Source organism: Arsenophonus endosymbiont of Crataerina pallida, assembly GCF_964020125.1.
Taxonomy (GTDB): domain Bacteria; phylum Pseudomonadota; class Gammaproteobacteria; order Enterobacterales; family Enterobacteriaceae; genus Arsenophonus; species Arsenophonus nilaparvatae.
Genome location: NZ_OZ026540.1, coordinates 3,623,249 through 3,637,563, shown reverse-complemented (window position 1 = coordinate 3,637,563; position 14,315 = coordinate 3,623,249). Strand labels below are relative to the sequence as shown.

At 38.3% G+C, this 14,315-nt stretch carries 28 protein-coding genes; 7 read left to right on the top strand and 21 right to left on the bottom strand.

What is annotated here, in order from left to right:
- The first annotated feature begins 1 nt into the window (after position 1).
- Positions 2–1,114 (top strand): peptidoglycan glycosyltransferase MrdB, encoded by a 1,113-nt coding sequence (gene mrdB, locus AACL31_RS19580; RefSeq protein ID WP_310509816.1) that lies wholly within the window; start codon positions 2–4, stop codon positions 1,112–1,114.
- 139 nt (positions 1,115–1,253) lie between these two features.
- Here the strand turns inward: mrdB and AACL31_RS19575 are convergent, their stop codons facing one another.
- The 13 genes from AACL31_RS19575 to AACL31_RS19515 form a co-directional block, all read right to left on the bottom strand.
- Complete coding sequence (locus AACL31_RS19575; RefSeq protein WP_310513210.1) at positions 1,254–2,297, bottom strand: tyrosine-type recombinase/integrase; 1,044 nt, start codon at positions 2,295–2,297, stop codon at positions 1,254–1,256.
- Positions 2,254–2,496 (bottom strand): excisionase, encoded by a 243-nt coding sequence (locus AACL31_RS19570; RefSeq protein WP_339053563.1) that lies wholly within the window; start codon positions 2,494–2,496, stop codon positions 2,254–2,256. The genes AACL31_RS19575 and AACL31_RS19570 overlap by 44 nt, the downstream gene beginning before the upstream one ends.
- 16 nt (positions 2,497–2,512) lie before the next feature.
- Positions 2,513–3,124 (bottom strand): MT-A70 family methyltransferase, encoded by a 612-nt coding sequence (locus tag AACL31_RS19565; protein ID WP_339053562.1) that lies wholly within the window; start codon positions 3,122–3,124, stop codon positions 2,513–2,515.
- Positions 3,125–3,132: 8 nt separating this feature from the next.
- Positions 3,133–3,375, bottom strand: a complete 243-nt coding sequence (locus tag AACL31_RS19560; protein WP_310513649.1) for a hypothetical protein — start codon at positions 3,373–3,375, stop codon at positions 3,133–3,135.
- 183 nt (positions 3,376–3,558) lie between these two features.
- Positions 3,559–4,335: a KilA-N domain-containing protein gene (locus tag AACL31_RS19555; protein ID WP_310513249.1), complete on the bottom strand. Its 777-nt coding sequence runs from the start codon at positions 4,333–4,335 to the stop codon at positions 3,559–3,561.
- Positions 4,336–4,421: 86 nt separating this feature from the next.
- Entirely contained in the window at positions 4,422–4,667 is a 246-nt protein-coding gene (locus AACL31_RS19550) for a hypothetical protein (RefSeq protein WP_339053277.1), read from the bottom strand.
- Positions 4,668–4,691: 24 nt separating this feature from the next.
- Positions 4,692–4,868 (bottom strand): hypothetical protein, encoded by a 177-nt coding sequence (locus tag AACL31_RS19545; protein WP_310513101.1) that lies wholly within the window; start codon positions 4,866–4,868, stop codon positions 4,692–4,694.
- 16 nt (positions 4,869–4,884) lie between these two features.
- A complete protein-coding gene (locus AACL31_RS19540; protein WP_339053561.1) occupies positions 4,885–5,460 on the bottom strand; it encodes a DUF669 domain-containing protein in 576 nt (191 codons plus the stop codon).
- Positions 5,457–6,122 carry an ATP-binding protein gene (locus AACL31_RS19535; protein WP_310513103.1) on the bottom strand — a complete coding sequence of 222 codons (666 nt, stop codon included), beginning with the start codon at positions 6,120–6,122 and terminating at the stop codon, positions 5,457–5,459. The genes AACL31_RS19540 and AACL31_RS19535 overlap by 4 nt, the downstream gene beginning before the upstream one ends.
- 2 nt (positions 6,123–6,124) lie before the next feature.
- Entirely contained in the window at positions 6,125–6,421 is a 297-nt protein-coding gene (locus AACL31_RS19530) for a hypothetical protein (protein WP_310509880.1), read from the bottom strand.
- Between the two features lie 343 nt (positions 6,422–6,764).
- Complete coding sequence (locus AACL31_RS19525) at positions 6,765–7,085, bottom strand: hypothetical protein (protein WP_310513104.1); 321 nt, start codon at positions 7,083–7,085, stop codon at positions 6,765–6,767.
- A 1-nt stretch (position 7,086) separates the two neighbouring features.
- Positions 7,087–7,503, bottom strand: coding sequence for a hypothetical protein (locus AACL31_RS19520; RefSeq protein ID WP_339053560.1), 417 nt, complete (start codon positions 7,501–7,503; stop codon positions 7,087–7,089).
- Between the two features lie 117 nt (positions 7,504–7,620).
- Positions 7,621–7,884: an antA/AntB antirepressor family protein gene (locus tag AACL31_RS19515; protein ID WP_339053559.1), complete on the bottom strand. Its 264-nt coding sequence runs from the start codon at positions 7,882–7,884 to the stop codon at positions 7,621–7,623.
- Between the two features lie 101 nt (positions 7,885–7,985).
- On the opposite strand from AACL31_RS19515, the gene AACL31_RS19510 reads away from it, so the two are divergent.
- The gene (locus tag AACL31_RS19510; protein ID WP_339053558.1) at positions 7,986–8,357 is read left to right on the top strand and encodes a hypothetical protein; all 372 of its coding nucleotides are present in this window, start codon (positions 7,986–7,988) and stop codon (positions 8,355–8,357) included.
- 73 nt (positions 8,358–8,430) lie between these two features.
- On the opposite strand, the gene AACL31_RS19505 is transcribed toward AACL31_RS19510, so the two are convergent.
- Together AACL31_RS19505 and AACL31_RS19500 are read right to left on the bottom strand one after the other, a co-directional pair.
- The gene (locus tag AACL31_RS19505) at positions 8,431–8,688 is read right to left on the bottom strand and encodes a hypothetical protein (protein ID WP_310513665.1); all 258 of its coding nucleotides are present in this window, start codon (positions 8,686–8,688) and stop codon (positions 8,431–8,433) included.
- Between the two features lie 14 nt (positions 8,689–8,702).
- Positions 8,703–9,149 (bottom strand): pentapeptide repeat-containing protein, encoded by a 447-nt coding sequence (locus AACL31_RS19500; protein ID WP_339053557.1) that lies wholly within the window; start codon positions 9,147–9,149, stop codon positions 8,703–8,705.
- A gap of 319 nt (positions 9,150–9,468) precedes the next feature.
- Here AACL31_RS19500 and AACL31_RS19495 point away from each other — a divergent pair, with 319 nt between their 5' ends.
- A complete protein-coding gene (locus AACL31_RS19495) occupies positions 9,469–9,879 on the top strand; it encodes a hypothetical protein (protein WP_310513604.1) in 411 nt (136 codons plus the stop codon).
- Between the two features lie 54 nt (positions 9,880–9,933).
- Here AACL31_RS19495 and AACL31_RS19490 read toward each other — a convergent pair whose 3' ends face one another.
- The gene (locus AACL31_RS19490) at positions 9,934–10,239 is read right to left on the bottom strand and encodes a hypothetical protein (RefSeq protein WP_310513605.1); all 306 of its coding nucleotides are present in this window, start codon (positions 10,237–10,239) and stop codon (positions 9,934–9,936) included.
- An 89-nt stretch (positions 10,240–10,328) separates the two neighbouring features.
- Here AACL31_RS19490 and AACL31_RS19485 point away from each other — a divergent pair, with 89 nt between their 5' ends.
- Positions 10,329–10,841, top strand: coding sequence for a super-infection exclusion protein B (locus AACL31_RS19485; RefSeq protein ID WP_310513606.1), 513 nt, complete (start codon positions 10,329–10,331; stop codon positions 10,839–10,841).
- 123 nt (positions 10,842–10,964) lie between these two features.
- On the opposite strand, the gene AACL31_RS19480 is transcribed toward AACL31_RS19485, so the two are convergent.
- From AACL31_RS19480 to AACL31_RS19465, 4 genes are all read right to left on the bottom strand, one after another.
- Positions 10,965–11,198 carry a hypothetical protein gene (locus AACL31_RS19480; protein WP_310513607.1) on the bottom strand — a complete coding sequence of 78 codons (234 nt, stop codon included), beginning with the start codon at positions 11,196–11,198 and terminating at the stop codon, positions 10,965–10,967.
- Positions 11,199–11,235: 37 nt separating this feature from the next.
- The gene (locus tag AACL31_RS19475; RefSeq protein ID WP_339053556.1) at positions 11,236–11,412 is read right to left on the bottom strand and encodes a hypothetical protein; all 177 of its coding nucleotides are present in this window, start codon (positions 11,410–11,412) and stop codon (positions 11,236–11,238) included.
- A 61-nt stretch (positions 11,413–11,473) separates the two neighbouring features.
- Positions 11,474–12,001: a hypothetical protein gene (locus tag AACL31_RS19470; RefSeq protein ID WP_339053555.1), complete on the bottom strand. Its 528-nt coding sequence runs from the start codon at positions 11,999–12,001 to the stop codon at positions 11,474–11,476.
- Positions 12,002–12,011: 10 nt separating this feature from the next.
- Positions 12,012–12,353 carry a hypothetical protein gene (locus AACL31_RS19465; RefSeq protein WP_339053554.1) on the bottom strand — a complete coding sequence of 114 codons (342 nt, stop codon included), beginning with the start codon at positions 12,351–12,353 and terminating at the stop codon, positions 12,012–12,014.
- 150 nt (positions 12,354–12,503) lie between these two features.
- Between AACL31_RS19465 and AACL31_RS19460 the strand changes: the two genes are divergently transcribed.
- Entirely contained in the window at positions 12,504–12,698 is a 195-nt protein-coding gene (locus AACL31_RS19460) for a hypothetical protein (protein ID WP_339053553.1), read from the top strand.
- A gap of 101 nt (positions 12,699–12,799) precedes the next feature.
- Here AACL31_RS19460 and AACL31_RS19455 read toward each other — a convergent pair whose 3' ends face one another.
- Positions 12,800–13,522, bottom strand: coding sequence for a S24 family peptidase (locus tag AACL31_RS19455; protein WP_310513205.1), 723 nt, complete (start codon positions 13,520–13,522; stop codon positions 12,800–12,802).
- A gap of 117 nt (positions 13,523–13,639) precedes the next feature.
- Here AACL31_RS19455 and AACL31_RS19450 point away from each other — a divergent pair, with 117 nt between their 5' ends.
- Positions 13,640–13,846, top strand: a complete 207-nt coding sequence (locus tag AACL31_RS19450) for a YdaS family helix-turn-helix protein (RefSeq protein WP_310513206.1) — start codon at positions 13,640–13,642, stop codon at positions 13,844–13,846.
- Between the two features lie 108 nt (positions 13,847–13,954).
- Positions 13,955–14,299: a CII family transcriptional regulator gene (locus tag AACL31_RS19445; RefSeq protein ID WP_339053552.1), complete on the top strand. Its 345-nt coding sequence runs from the start codon at positions 13,955–13,957 to the stop codon at positions 14,297–14,299.
- Positions 14,300–14,315 lie beyond the last annotated feature (16 nt).

The window sequence follows — 14,315 nt, the reverse complement described above, 5'->3', positions numbered from 1 at the left end:
TATGACCGATAAATCACATAAATTACCTATTTGGACGCGTTTACATATTGATATTCCAATGTTGCTGATTATTCTCGCCTTAACGATATACAGTGTCATGATCATGTGGAGTGCTAGTGGGCAAGATATTGATATGATGCAGCGTAAGCTGATACAAATCGCGATTGGATTTGTTGTCATGATTGTTATGGCGCAGATTTCACCGCGTATCTATGAAAATTGGGCGCCCTACCTGTATATTTTTTGCTTAATGCTGTTAATTTTTGTCGATGCATTTGGGCAAATCAGTAAAGGTGCGCAACGATGGTTAGATCTTGGCTTCGTTCGTTTTCAACCGTCTGAAATTGCTAAAATTGCGGTTCCATTGATGGTTGCACGTTTTGTCAATCGCGATCTCTGCCCTCCCACCTTAAAAAATACCCTGCTGGCATTGATACTTATATTTCTCCCCACACTACTGGTTGCCGCTCAACCTGATCTGGGCACATCTATTTTAGTTGCTGCCTCCGGTTTGTTTATCCTGTTCTTAGCGGGTATGAATTGGAAATTGATTGCCATTGCGGCCACGGGCATCGCTTGCTTTATTCCTATTCTATGGTTCTTTCTGATGCACGACTATCAACGAGATCGTGTTATGATGTTACTCGATCCAGAAACAGATCCACTCGGTGCTGGTTATCATATTATCCAATCTAAAATTGCTATTGGTTCAGGGGGATTATTTGGCAAAGGCTGGTTACATGGCACGCAATCGCAATTAGAATTTCTACCAGAACGTCATACTGATTTTATTTTTGCCGTATTAGCTGAAGAACTCGGGTTAATTGGCGTAGTTATTTTACTGGTATTATATCTACTACTAATCATGCGAGGGTTAATAATTGCAGCTAATGCACAAAATACCTTTGGTAGAGTTATGGTTGGTGGCTTAATGTTAATTCTGTTTGTCTACATATTTGTCAACATTGGCATGGTTAGCGGTATCTTACCTGTAGTGGGTGTTCCTTTACCGTTGGTAAGTTATGGCGGCTCGGCATTAATCGTTTTAATGGCTGGATTTGGAATTATTATGTCAATCCATACCCATCGAAAATTTCTGTCAAAAAGCTTATAATCACGAGGTCTGTAATGCACTACCACTGGCTTATATTTAGCATTACTATAGCACTTTTAGTTTCCACAATAATTTATTTATAAAAATCAATATATTAAAATAATATTATCACTATAATTCACCATTCATTCACTATAAATTAAAGTTCAATCCAACCATTATTTCTATCATCTTGATATTTAGCTGTCATTGCAGCCGACTTATGCCCAAGCAATTTTCGAGCAAAATCGCTACCCATTTTTTCAGTGTACAGTCTTGCTGATAAACTTCTAATTTCATGAAAAGAGGGTGGTTCACCTTTCCATTTCAATTGAGAAATATCTCTAAATCTTCTAAATTCTTTTGATATTTTTTCTACTGTAATTTTATTTCCATTAATATTAATAACAAACTCTGAATTATTTTTACAATCTGCCAAAATATCTGATAACTTTATTCCATAAAGTTCAATATCAAGAGGTATTGCTATTTTTGCTCCTGTTTTTTGTTGAATAATCCATAATTTATTATCATGAATATCTTTATATTTTATTTTTGAAACATCAGATACTCTTTGCCCTGTAACTAGAGCTAATTTCATGGTGCGAGTTAACCAATGGTTGTCATTATTTATTAAGCTCAAAATAGCATTAAAATCATTGAAAGATAATCTCGCTCTTTGTATTTTTATTTTTGGTGTCTTTGTTGATATAACCGGATTTATTTGTAGTAACCCTAATGATATTGCTTCTTTAAAACAGTCATTTAATAAACTGCGCATTAGTTTCGCAGTTGTAGTTTTTTCTTCATGAATAAAAGGATGTAGAAAATCCGCAATATTTTTTGTGGTTATATTTTGTATCGGTGTATCAAGAAATCCTTTTCTGATTACGCCTATTCTCTGTCGATAGTCTTTTAATGTTTTTTCTCTTAATCCTCTTGTTTTCAATATTTCTTCATATCTATCTAAAAACTCATGAAAATAGACACTTCCCTGTCCATCAATCCTCTCTGTCAGTGGTTTTACTTTCTCTGTATTGAGCAATAACTGATTCGCACTGATAGCCTCGTTAATTGCATAGGCCTTGTTTCTGCCTAAACCGTATTCCTTCCGTGTGCGAGGGTCTCTGTATGAATAGTAGCCATTTCTTTTGTACAAATTAGGGGGTAAATCCCGATTTTTTATCTTTCTGATTCCGGTCATAACCTATCCTTTGCAGCAACATACTTTGATGGCTAATTTCGTTAAGACTATTGACTTTGACGGCATATTCTTCGACAAGGTACTCTCTACCGTCCTTAATGGGTGGGGGCTGTATGAGTCCATTTCTTGCCCAAATTCTGACGGTATCCATCCGGCGCGGCCTGTCCCTTCGAGCGTTCCATTCCGCTAAAGTAATCATGTTTATTTATCCTCATTTAAAAACTCACACTATTCTCAGGCGCTTCATTGCCCCACATATCCCACCCCTGCACTTTGTCGCGAGCAAAAAGTTCGATACGTTTCACATCACCGTAGAGCTTCTCTAATCGGTAATGGACTTCCTTGGGTTTTTGGCTATGTTCACCGAGACAGGCGTAGATAACCTGTTTGATGGAAGCGTCCTTGCGTTCTAGTCCTTTCCCCTTGATGGCAATTAAGCAATCTTCTGAATTACTGCGGGTATAATTACCGCCATTCATGCGTGTTTCAGCATTGAGTAATGCCAGAAAGTCATCAGCATCAGACAGCTTGGCTTTTTCGATAGCTTTAGAAATCCGCTCTTTGGCTAACTTATTCAACTTGACCCAAGTAAATCCCTTCATGGTTTTGACTTTAAATCCCCATGCTTCTGCTAACCGGATAGCTTCCAGCGCAAAGTTCCCCGTGTACCACATGCAGAGTACGGAGTTATCATTAACGATGGTTTCTATGGGTAATCGGGTGAGGGCGTAAAAGTCAGTGGTGTTGTAGTGATTGTGTGCTGCGCCGTTTGATGCTTTGTTTTGGTATTGCCAGGGTGGGTCTGCGAGTATCAGGTCATACTTCACTTCATCTCCTAAACATACCAACTTTTACTTTTATGCAAGTCGTCTATTTTTTCTAACACAGTGATTTTATTACCGCCATTTCCGGTTAATGTTCCACTTTCTCCATCGATATCAAATTGATATATCAATCCTTTGTTTGTTAATTTCTTCTCCCGCAACCTGATTATTGTCATCATCTCACCATGATAAATAACCTGCATCCCTGCTTTGACATGATGTAACGTTGTTCTGTATTCATGGATGTTATTCATAGTATTTCTCCGGTTATTGATTACATGAATGTAAATGTTGATCAAAATTTGATCAAATTCAATTATTTATGGTAGTCTTGTTTCTGTTGTGTGTTGGTTAACAGCAACATTTTCCCTGGTGTTGGCCAGCCTTGCGCTGGTCTTTTTTAAAGTTGCTCGGAAATACCAAATAGCGGTCAATTTCTAGTGAATACGTTGGCTATTAGCAAATAACGATTTCAGATTGATGCCGTATACCTGTAGCCATGATTCAGCAGGCCATGACTTAACCTGACCATAACGAATATCAGGCACTTCGGTTGCTTCCACCTCGTTCTCACGGCACCATCGACGAAGTGGGGCAAATTTATATTCTTTCCCTGTAGCATTCTTTACTGCTGTGATGGTGGCATGTTTAACACTTTCTCCTAATCGTTCTGTTAGCTCCCGATTTTTACGGGTAGCAACACTGAGTTTACCCATTGCAGAAGCTTCACGCGTCCGACTGATTTGTGATTTTGTTCTAATTGCTTCATCACGCTCACTGCTTATTTTTTCCACTTGCTCGGTATAGCTAATTAGCATTTTTCGTAATTGGGCGGGATTATCTAACCAATCTGTTGTTTGGATGACAGGGGCTAATCTTCCTGTTTTGTAATCAAGGAAGGTTTGATTAACCATTAATCTGAACTTTGGTGCAATCCAGCCTGCATACTCAATGGCTAACAGTTCATGAGCAAAAGTGCCTGGATTTATGCCGCCTTTTTGAACTTTGATTACTTCTTGACCTAAGGCGGAATTCTGCCTTAGCTCTTCAATTAACTCTTTGGCTTGTTTTGTCTCAAGCCATGTTTTAGGGCGTTTAGCATCTTTGCCACCACTGGCTTTATGTAACGCATTAAGGTTGAATCGGCCTTCTGAGTCTGTCGTGATTTCTACGCCCGCAATAACGGGATAATTTTCATTTGTTAAATTTTGCATATAGCTATCCTTCAATATTAAAATTGATGAATGAGTATTAATTAAGTGGAATAAGCTAGGTGGGGTAATGACTTCTTGTTTTGTAACTATTTCTTCAAGGTATCAAGAAATACCCCCAAATAAACCATAAGAGCTGGCACTAGCATGATGCTAATAACCAGTAGCTCTTGCCCGCCTAAATGGATATTGCCTAATTCGCCACGTTTAAACCTGATTTGCGGGTCAATGACGGCATCGGCATGGGCAAGATGTCCCACTATCAGTTCGAAGGCAAACGCTGCGCTGATAAACAATAATGTCGTGATTAGTAATTTGATGATGTTAAGTTTCATGGTTGAACCTCCGATATAATTAGCTTATTTCTTAACGCAAATCGCTTTGGCGTTGATATCCTTGAAAGTTTCAAATTCCCACTCAAACTGTTTAGCGGCGAATTGACACATGTTTTCAGTGTCAAATTCCTGAGTATGAAGGCTGGCTACGTTACTTGATGCGTAAGGGCTGGCGTACATGGCTAAGATTAAAATCCACATGGTGGGGACTCCTTGTCTAAAAAGAGGTAAACTCATTATTTACTTGTTCAGTGCTTACTGGCGTATTAGTTGGTCTACGCTCGTCTCTATCTTTCAGAGTGCGTAATAGATTTTTAACAGCTTGAGCGGGTTTGTTTTCAACTTTTTCTAAAAGCGTTTTCCCCGTGTTTGCTACAAATGGCATACGGATATCAAAGCTGTAACTTTCATCACCATTTTTCTTTGTTCTCAGAATTTTTTGTAAAACAAGTCCTACTTTCTTGCCATGAAATTCTGGTGCAACTAGGTTATTGTTGTGAACAACCGAGGTGACTCGCTGAATACCGACGCATCCCATAATGGCATTGACTATATTCTGACCAAAATTGTTGACTGTGCCGTCATTTTTCTTACAACAAATACTCAGATAGTTAACTTTTTTCCCATCCTCAGATTCACCCGAGAATTCAATAAACTCTGCGCCTCCTTCGCTTCTTGTTAATTTAGCCTCCGTAATAGTGATTACATATGCGCCTGTTTCATTAATGAAGCCTCCCTGATAAGCAGCAAGGGCGGATTCTTCTGTATAAGTAAAAATAACGTTGTGATTCATACTTTATTTTCCTCTTGTTGTGGCGTGATGCCATAATAGTTGCAGATAACTTTATCTATCTCGTTCAGGTCATTCTCAATGAGCTGAGAATCAAACATTCCCATAGGGCTTTTGCAGCAATCACTGCCATTTGATTGAGTTGAGAAAGAGTAAGAGCCGTTTGATACATGTGTTCGCAAAACGATAGTAAAATACCCTTCGGGTACGAGTGTTGAGTCAACTAATTTACCGACCGTTTTCATCCGAACGCTGCCGAAGTCATCGGTTTGAGTGTGAGACAAGATGTAAACACGCCGACGCGCTGAACCCTCGCCAGCAGCTCTAAACACATCCCAGGCATTCTTACCAATAGATGTGAATTTGTCATACCCTCTTTCATTGCACTTTGCCATGAGTTCGTTAACCATCACAGCCTGATAGTCATCAATAACAATAATTTCATGTGGCGCTTTTTTAAGAACGGCTACGATATTATCGGTTTGGTCAGTACGATATACATTGCCATCAGGGTTAGCGCTATTTCTTAATTTCCATTGTTTAGTGGGAAATGGCAGCGGTTTATTTATGCATTGAACGATTAACGTTTTACTTGTATCAAGATTTCTTAAGCTGGTACTTTTTCCTGTTCCTGACTCACCTAATATTAATGTTGCTGTTCCCATATCTAATCACCTCTGATTTTTCCACCGAACGGTCCATCTCTTAGTTCTTGACCAATGAAAGGGTTGTATTTTTTATTTTCTGTATTTATCGGTTGGTAATTTGTCGATGTTTTGGTTATTAGTTTTTCTATTTCTTTTGCTTCTTTATCGTACATTTCCATTGCTTGACGTTTTTCTTTCATTGACGGTGATAAGGGTTCTTTACCTTGTTTGATAACCTCTATTTGTTGCATTGCATAAGCAATAGCTTCCTCTTTCGACTTACATCTCTTATCATCAGTCAATCGTGGCATTTTCATGTAAAATCTCCTCGAAAATCCTGCCAGCTGATAGGGACGTTTTGTTGTCCAAGCACTTCACGTTGATGTTCATATTTGTTATGCTCCTTAAGCTCATTGCTTTTTCTTTGCTCCTTGAGCAACTAAGTCAATTCAAATAAAGTCATGGGTTATTCCTATCTTGCTAACAGTAAAACGAGGCTTGCCAACGCGATGATTAGCAAGGTGGGGATAATTTTTATGGATTCTTTCCGAGAGAAGCTGTCACTATTTAAGATATAGCGAAGCTCCTGCTGTTTAAGCTGGTTCATGTTTTTAAACCTTAATTGATATTTAGATGGGATTAATTTGTAGAATCCGGTCTTTATTCGTCCGTTTTCTTTGATTGATATTTGAGTAGTGTCTGTGTTGCTCTGCGGTGGCGGCGATGCGCGTTATAGAGTTCACGCTTTTTCTTCATTAACGCTCTATAGTGAGGCTTTGTATATTTGATGACCCCTTCGTATTCCGGTTTTTCTGGGCTAAGTGAACCACAATTCGCTCTAGGGTCACCATTTTTGAGTAAATATTGGCGTATAGCAGAATGATAAATATCTTTCAGCGTCACAATGGATTTTTCACAGGTAAAAATATCTTTGGATGCCGCAATGATACGAGCAATAATAACGTCCTGATTCATCGTCATCTTATGCCACCTGACTATATTTGTCGTGGGTGAATTCACCGTTCCAGTCTTTCTTCATGGGTAGCTTACCTTTGAGGTATTGGTTATATAGCCATGCAGCGCCTTTTTTTAGCAGAACAACTTTGTAACACTGGCGTTGCCCGTAATCGTTTGTCATGATAAAAGGTGATTCGGTTAGATACGTATCTCTCGCATAGGAGTGAACACGCCAAACATGGGGCTTGCAGATATCCTTTTCTGCGTCGTAGAGAAAATGACGCGATTCTAGAAATAGATTTACCTGGTTGATGTTCACGCCATTAAGTTGTTTGCAAAACTGAACAGGTGACATGCCAACCTGGAACAGGTTTTTAAGACTATCGATTTCGGTTTTTTGCTCTTTGTTAACTAACGACAAGTGTTGAACTTTCTCTGCCATTTCAGCGGCAAGCCGTAGTGCTTCAGGAAGTGTTTGTGGAATAACATGTGTAGCAGTTTTTGCCTGTCTTTCGCATTCAATAAAGTACTGTCTTGCCTGTTTCCCTTTTTCGTTGCGCTAAACCATGGATAGTTCTTTCGCCATATCGAGGGAAATATGATATTCCTTTGCTGGACGGCCTCCATTTGGGGTTTTTGATAAATTTATCAAAAAGTCCTGATGTTCAATAAAACCATATTGTTGAATGCGATCTTTTATCCAATTAGCAAACTCCTGCTTACTTTCCAAAAACGCATGTAAATCACGGGCATTAACCGTTTGGACAGTTTCGCCATTAATACTATTAGTTTCTATTGCAATCAGTTGATGTAATTTTGACATAAAAATATTTCTCCGTAATGAAACGAATGAAGGTATTAACGTGAAAGATTTTGCAGATTGAACCTGAAATCCGTTATACTTACCAAAAAGGAGGATTCCCTATGGGTCAAGTTGCATTTGATACATTAAAATTTGTTGAAACGCTTGAAGGTGCTGGTTTACCTAAAGACCAGGCAAAAGCTATATCTCTGGCTGTTCGTGAATCGCACGAAGCGGTTGATGTAGCCACCAAAAGAGATTTAGAAGACGTACGTAAAGATATGGTTGCTCGCTTTGAAAAAAACGAAGCTCAAATAGCTGATGTTCGCAAAGACTTATCTGCTGAGATGAATTTACGTTTTGAGAAAACTGATGGTCAGATAGCGTTGATTCGTAAAGACGTTGAAACTATTGCTACTGGATTACTTTTAAAACTTGGTGGTGTAATCGTTGTGACTATTAGTGCTGCAACGGCAATACTGAAATTCTTCTAATTCTTGCACTATAATTATCATTGGGCTGTTAGCTGAATGGTATAGCAGGGGATTTAATTCTTCGGTTGCAGGTTCAAGTCCTGCACAGCCCGCCAATTTCACGATATATCTTCATCAGCCTTCGATTCTCTTTTTTAAGACGCTCATTTTCTTTTGTTAAGCACTGTATAATTTCCTTGAAAGTTCTTGTTTCCATGTCGTCGTCATTCCATATATCAATGCTGCTTAAGTATTTTGCATCGCTCAAATGACGACTACCATTAGTTACTCCAACCAAATTGCCCATATTGGGATGTTTCGCTGTTACAATGCGTGGATTATCGAGTTTCATGAGCAGACTCCTTCTTATTGCGCTGTTTGGTTTAACCAGTCAGGGCGTTCACCTTTACCCAAGTAAAAATCCAGAATGTCAAGTAAACGAGGGTAGAATTCAAGTGCTTTTCTACCGTCCATCCCTGAGATTTCTTCTTTGGTAAATTGCCGCCATTTCTCTACCGAATGATGCTGACATCCAGCACGCAGATATTCTCCATTTGTGATTGTGATTGGATAGGTTTCACCGATGATCATAAATGTAAACTCTGGCAGGTTGGCTCCATATAGGTTGGCTCCACGTAGGTTGGCTCCATATAGGTTGGCTCCACGTAGGTCGGCTCCATATAGGTCGGCTCCACGTAGGTCGGCTTCACGTAGGTTGGCTCTACACAGGTCGGCCTTAGATCCATCCTCGCCAAGCGACTCTACCCAAACTTTATGTTCATCAAGTATTTTTCTTAATTCATCGCTGTTCATTTTTTACCCTTAATTTAGGCAATAAAAAAGACCTGATTAGGTCTTATACATTTGTGTGAGATAGGATGTATGCCGAGTGCCTCTCGGTGTCCGCTTACAGTCATGACGGACGGGTAAACGCAATCAAACGCTATTAGCTATTTGAAAGATAATTTATAGTGTTGACTGTCCCACGAGCGCAGAGCCGTATTCACACATCCTTAAATTGATTAGATTGCCTGAATGTTTAACCACCTCAGGCGGCAGTGGTTCCTTGCTTTCCACAGTCAAGGAAATTTGATATATTGACTTTTCCACAGTCAAAGAAAATATATTTAACATGGATATTAATTTATTTATCGGCACGATTAAAAATGCTATTGGGGCGCTTTCTAGCGTTCAAAGCAATGAAGTCCTTCGAGAGAGAATCGTTTTCATCCATGAGCAGCTGGAGGTAGTTCGAAAATCCAATGAAGCTACCATAAAAGAACTGTCCGAAGCAAAAGCAAAAATAATAGAATTTGAGAAGCAAATAGCGAGTTATAGGGAAAAAGATGAGTTTGTCGAGCATATGGGAGCGTCTTTTCGAAAAAATCCCTCTGGCGGCTACATCACATCGGTGTATTGCCCCAATTGTCTTAAACAGGTCGGCGCTGGATTCCCCCATTTCCCCTTTCAGTGTCGAACTTGTGGTTGGCTTTCTTCGTTTAAAGGTAGAGAGCTTAAGCATATAATGAGTTCCTTACCTTAAAGGTAAATTTTAACTAAAAATTAAGAGAGAATTCTTCTAGATTACTTAATTTCTTTAACGACGAAAAATAGAGGTCATGCCTTCTACGATCGCCTCGGCGGTCGTTTTTGCTGCTTCGATGACATCCGCTTTTTCACACCGTTCTTTGACTAAATGTGTCACCACCTCATAAATAGCGGGCTCCGCTTTTTCCAAACAGTACTTGGCAATTTCCCTATCAATTTTCCTGTCGCCGATAGTGACCAATTTCTCAGTTGAATTAACTTTGTTTTCCATAGAAACCTCGTGTTTGTTATTGAATTTTCCGGCGGTAGCTTGACCGGAGGCGTGAATTTTAGGTTGAAACGCCTGTCTTTTCACCACATCAGGCTCGGTGGTTTCTCTTGTACCCCTACAGAGAGAAATAGGCTAAAATAATCTCACCCTTACAGAGTGAGAAAATTAAGCCTATGAACAACACTTGGTGGCAGGAATTTGTTCGTTTCTTCCTGCAAGGAATAACACTAAACCGATTGATGTATATGCTTATTATTTTTGTACTATTGATATTAATTACACCCTCATCAATAAAAGACTGGATTAATTCCAGTAGTCCGGATATTTTTTTATCTTACTGGCTTTATTTCTGTTTGTTTCTTGTTAGTTATGTGACTTCGCAATTAATCATGCTCTTAATAGCTGGTGTTAAACGAAGATTCAGGTCTCGTATTAAACGCTCAACAAGGCAAGCAATATTAAATACGTTAACTAATGATGAGATCAGTTTAATTAAATACATGATTGACTCAGGCGAAATCGTTGAATTACCAACAGAAAACAGAATAGTCAACAAATTGAGGCAAAAAGGCATAATTGAACGCTATTATCCCCCTACGGAATCCTTGCTTATATTTTTTGTGGGTGACAATGAAAAAGAACTTTTTAAGATAGCTGATGCTTATAAAAGCGATTTCCTTTATTAACTCCTGATATTTCTGGCTCGTCAGGCTCGCCCCCTTTGTGGTTTACGACAACACACAAAACAGGTATATCAATAATGAGTGACTAGCCTGGTTGACGATTGGGAAGCCTGGTTACCGTATACATCATGAATTGGCAAACCCAAAATTCTTATTGTTTTTACCAGGATCTTTACTAGCTCTTTTTTCTAGCTCTTCTGTTTCAAGTGCAATAAAACCGTCTCTGATAGCCGATGCAAGTGCTTTCGCCCTGACATTATCGATAGCACGATTTGAATCCATTTCTGCCTGTAATGCATACAGTAACGCTTCGCTGGCTTTCTCTTGAGATTTTTCACTCAACTCTTCAAATTTCATCATTTCTCCTAAATTAGAATGTAATATGTCAGTGCGAAACTTATGTATTTTCTACAATTAACCTACCTCCGCATTCTGGGCAATAGTTCATGTCGTTTTCTTTCGGGCCACCATCCATGAATTGAAATGTAAATCCGCAAGATGCGTCCCAATAATAATCTGAATCAATCCAAGACCATTCACATTCTTTACGCTCTTTTTCGTCATTATCAAGCATTTGCACTAACTCCAAAATGTGATTTAGGTTTATCATATACGCAGTAAAAACTCGCACTAGACTAATCAATCCGTGTTGGCATAACGATAACGGACGCGTTCTCGCTTAATTCGACAATTGATGCATTGTCATTACCGTTAGGTTTAATTTTTATTGATTGGTATTTGGGGTTATAAATCTTGGCTACCTTCTGTATGTCTGCAAGATAACTCGCATTGAAGCCAATGATTGAAACAGGTTTATTTTCCTTAGGTATCACTTGCTCTATGTTCGGATATTTCCCGTCAATAACCTCACAAATTGCTGCACCAACACGTAATTCATCTTCATCAAAATAAGTCACAATTCCAGAGTGGGTATCAATCTGTGCCTTGTCAAAGCGAGTAAATTTTGCGCCTTTAATTGAAATAATCACGCTTTCATGTAGCGATTCAGTCTCATGCTCGCCAATAAAAACTCGATAACCGTCAGCAGCATACAGCTTTTTATCAGGGGCAAAACAAATGCCGTTAAGATAATATCTGACATCACATTTAGCCTGAAAAATCATTGCACTGAGAAGCGCTTTTTTGTCGACCGTCAAAATCATTTTAATACCTTTAACAGTTAGCAGTGACTCCAAAGTTGGATTTAGGTTTATTGTGAAACCTTTTAGAAGTGTATAAAGCTGCCATAGGCAAACAGCAATTATCGAATGCGTCATAAACTTTAGTAGGACGAATTGATATTGCTTTTTCTACACGATTTATCACTTTTCTTTTTAGTGAAAGAATAGGGCGTTTAGTGTTTGGCGTTGTTTGTTGCTGAGAGGGTTTAGATGGATTTAACGCTGCTTTTAATGCCATATTAAGCGCTTTGTTATAGTGATAGGCTGCTTGCTTGGCGCTTCTACGCTTATGTCGACGACGGCGAGCATTATCATAACCATGAAAGTTACACATATGACCTCCTGACAATGGGTTTTGGTGGTGTGTGATAAAGCTAACAAGTCAAATTTACAGTCATATTAATAGTGCCCTGGTGTTGGTTTTAACTTAATGACTGTATTTTGGCTATTTCACACACCCCAAAACCGACTGTTTGGGTGTTTTATGGTTACGCTTTTTCAGCGAAAGAGTGTTAAAGAGCGGTACGGCTTAACGGTCGTCACTTGCCTTCATGTTCATACGCCTCAGGCTGGCTACTTAGCAACGTCTGGCAACGTTTCAGATAACTCGGAGTCTTGTCTGGCGTTTGCCTGTTGCAGTGAGTTGATGGGGTTAATTAAACATGATATCAACATTTAAGTCAATATTTTGTTGATTTAATTATGGGGGGAACGTTTATGATTTTGTTAGTTTGTTGATTTTTGATGAGTTATCTAAATTTTGAATGGAGGATATTTCTTTTAATAAGCCATCACGGAATACCAGAATAACCGACCAATAATGTCAACTTCATCTTCTTGACATTCTTCATCTTCATATTCTTCACGGTTAATACTTCTTATTATAAGTTTTCCTTTAGGTAGTCGATGTAAGATCTTTATGCGTTTAAGTCCATTTTGCTCGATTGCGTAAATTTTTCCGTCAATTATTTTTTTATTAGAAATATCAATAGCTACAACAGAACCATCAGGTATTAATGGTTGCATGCTGTTTCCTTTTACAGGAAAACATAAAACTGTTGATCCATCACTTTTAGCTCCAATTTTTCTCAATGTTGATTTAGAAAATCTTAGCTTACAATTATTGTAATCATAACTGGAAATGCGACCATTGCCACAAGCAAATTCAATATCTTTCAAATATTGCACCTCCACTTCATCATCGTCTAAAGGAGTATTATCGTCCCAAGTTGCGATAGGTAACCAGTGATCTTCTGGTGGAATATTTGATGATTGATTAATTTTATGATTATTTCTTTTTTTCGGTAAACCTACACCATTTAGAAGCCAATCAAGAGAATAACCAAATAATGTACTGATATTTTGTGCAGCTTCCCTACTAATTGAGTTTCTTTTTAACCAATTATTAACTGTTTGAGGACTGGTGTTAAGAATTCTAGCCAGATCTTTTTGTTTAATAGATTCATTTTTAAGAAGAAATTCAATTCGTTGTTTCAGTTTCATATATACCTCGCATAAATAAAATAAACAAAAAGTGAATTTCTTCAATCATCTTTATATTGATTAATCCTGTTGCATGAATTAACATTTAGTGGATTTTAATTAACAGGAAGTTGTTTTATGAAAAAGCATAAAACGCCTCTCCAAATAGCTATAAAAGCTGTTGGAGGTAAACAAAAAATACTTGCCGAAAAAGTTGGCTTAACACCACAGGCAATTAGTCAATTAAAAAAAAGAGGTGGAAAGCTTCCTAAAACAAGGATCAGAGAATTTAGAGAAGCAACTAATTTGCCTTTAGAAATATTGTATCCAGAAACATTTAAATAAAATTACCGCTCTTTAACAACCTGGGCTCCCTGAAATTGGGAGATTTTACATTCCCAGCCCATCGGGAGGGATAACTATTATCTGAAACTTATGGAATTAAGTATAGACATGGAAACCACAATTACACGCAAATCAAATGCAAAAAACATTGAAGCCAGAATACGCAATGGTATTCAGACACATTCAGCAATAAGAATTGCTCAGGCTATTGGTGTAAATTCATCTCAAATCACGAGATGGCAGTCAGAGGATGGGATAATTCCGAAGATGGCAAAATTGCTTGATTGCATTGGCTACGATTCACCGAAGCAGGATTTAGTCATAACGAATATATCGGGGAAGGAAATCCGCAAGCTGATAGACATGCTGGAGCATTTGAGATTGCCAAAAAAAGAAGCTTCAAGGTTAAAAAACGATGAAGCCTCTAAATGTCAAGTCGAGGGTTGTATTTAATTAGTATTTCAAGGAG

Coding starts and splice junctions, on each gene's coding strand:
- mrdB (WP_310509816.1), top strand. CDS start 2: ATGACCGATAAATCACATAAATTACCTATTTGGACGCGTTTACATATT.
- AACL31_RS19575 (WP_310513210.1), bottom strand. CDS start 2,297: ATGACCGGAATCAGAAAGATAAAAAATCGGGATTTACCCCCTAATTTG.
- AACL31_RS19570 (WP_339053563.1), bottom strand. CDS start 2,496: ATGATTACTTTAGCGGAATGGAACGCTCGAAGGGACAGGCCGCGCCGG.
- AACL31_RS19560 (WP_310513649.1), bottom strand. CDS start 3,375: ATGAATAACATCCATGAATACAGAACAACGTTACATCATGTCAAAGCA.
- AACL31_RS19555 (WP_310513249.1), bottom strand. CDS start 4,335: ATGCAAAATTTAACAAATGAAAATTATCCCGTTATTGCGGGCGTAGAA.
- AACL31_RS19550 (WP_339053277.1), bottom strand. CDS start 4,667: ATGAAACTTAACATCATCAAATTACTAATCACGACATTATTGTTTATC.
- AACL31_RS19545 (WP_310513101.1), bottom strand. CDS start 4,868: ATGTGGATTTTAATCTTAGCCATGTACGCCAGCCCTTACGCATCAAGT.
- AACL31_RS19540 (WP_339053561.1), bottom strand. CDS start 5,460: ATGAATCACAACGTTATTTTTACTTATACAGAAGAATCCGCCCTTGCT.
- AACL31_RS19535 (WP_310513103.1), bottom strand. CDS start 6,122: ATGGGAACAGCAACATTAATATTAGGTGAGTCAGGAACAGGAAAAAGT.
- AACL31_RS19530 (WP_310509880.1), bottom strand. CDS start 6,421: ATGAAAATGCCACGATTGACTGATGATAAGAGATGTAAGTCGAAAGAG.
- AACL31_RS19525 (WP_310513104.1), bottom strand. CDS start 7,085: ATGACGATGAATCAGGACGTTATTATTGCTCGTATCATTGCGGCATCC.
- AACL31_RS19520 (WP_339053560.1), bottom strand. CDS start 7,503: ATGGCAGAGAAAGTTCAACACTTGTCGTTAGTTAACAAAGAGCAAAAA.
- AACL31_RS19515 (WP_339053559.1), bottom strand. CDS start 7,884: ATGTCAAAATTACATCAACTGATTGCAATAGAAACTAATAGTATTAAT.
- AACL31_RS19510 (WP_339053558.1), top strand. CDS start 7,986: ATGGGTCAAGTTGCATTTGATACATTAAAATTTGTTGAAACGCTTGAA.
- AACL31_RS19505 (WP_310513665.1), bottom strand. CDS start 8,688: ATGAAACTCGATAATCCACGCATTGTAACAGCGAAACATCCCAATATG.
- AACL31_RS19500 (WP_339053557.1), bottom strand. CDS start 9,149: ATGAACAGCGATGAATTAAGAAAAATACTTGATGAACATAAAGTTTGG.
- AACL31_RS19495 (WP_310513604.1), top strand. CDS start 9,469: ATGGATATTAATTTATTTATCGGCACGATTAAAAATGCTATTGGGGCG.
- AACL31_RS19485 (WP_310513606.1), top strand. CDS start 10,329: ATGAACAACACTTGGTGGCAGGAATTTGTTCGTTTCTTCCTGCAAGGA.
- AACL31_RS19480 (WP_310513607.1), bottom strand. CDS start 11,198: ATGATGAAATTTGAAGAGTTGAGTGAAAAATCTCAAGAGAAAGCCAGC.
- AACL31_RS19475 (WP_339053556.1), bottom strand. CDS start 11,412: ATGCTTGATAATGACGAAAAAGAGCGTAAAGAATGTGAATGGTCTTGG.
- AACL31_RS19470 (WP_339053555.1), bottom strand. CDS start 12,001: ATGATTTTGACGGTCGACAAAAAAGCGCTTCTCAGTGCAATGATTTTT.
- AACL31_RS19465 (WP_339053554.1), bottom strand. CDS start 12,353: ATGTGTAACTTTCATGGTTATGATAATGCTCGCCGTCGTCGACATAAG.
- AACL31_RS19460 (WP_339053553.1), top strand. CDS start 12,504: ATGGTTACGCTTTTTCAGCGAAAGAGTGTTAAAGAGCGGTACGGCTTA.
- AACL31_RS19455 (WP_310513205.1), bottom strand. CDS start 13,522: ATGAAACTGAAACAACGAATTGAATTTCTTCTTAAAAATGAATCTATT.
- AACL31_RS19450 (WP_310513206.1), top strand. CDS start 13,640: ATGAAAAAGCATAAAACGCCTCTCCAAATAGCTATAAAAGCTGTTGGA.
- AACL31_RS19445 (WP_339053552.1), top strand. CDS start 13,955: ATGGAAACCACAATTACACGCAAATCAAATGCAAAAAACATTGAAGCC.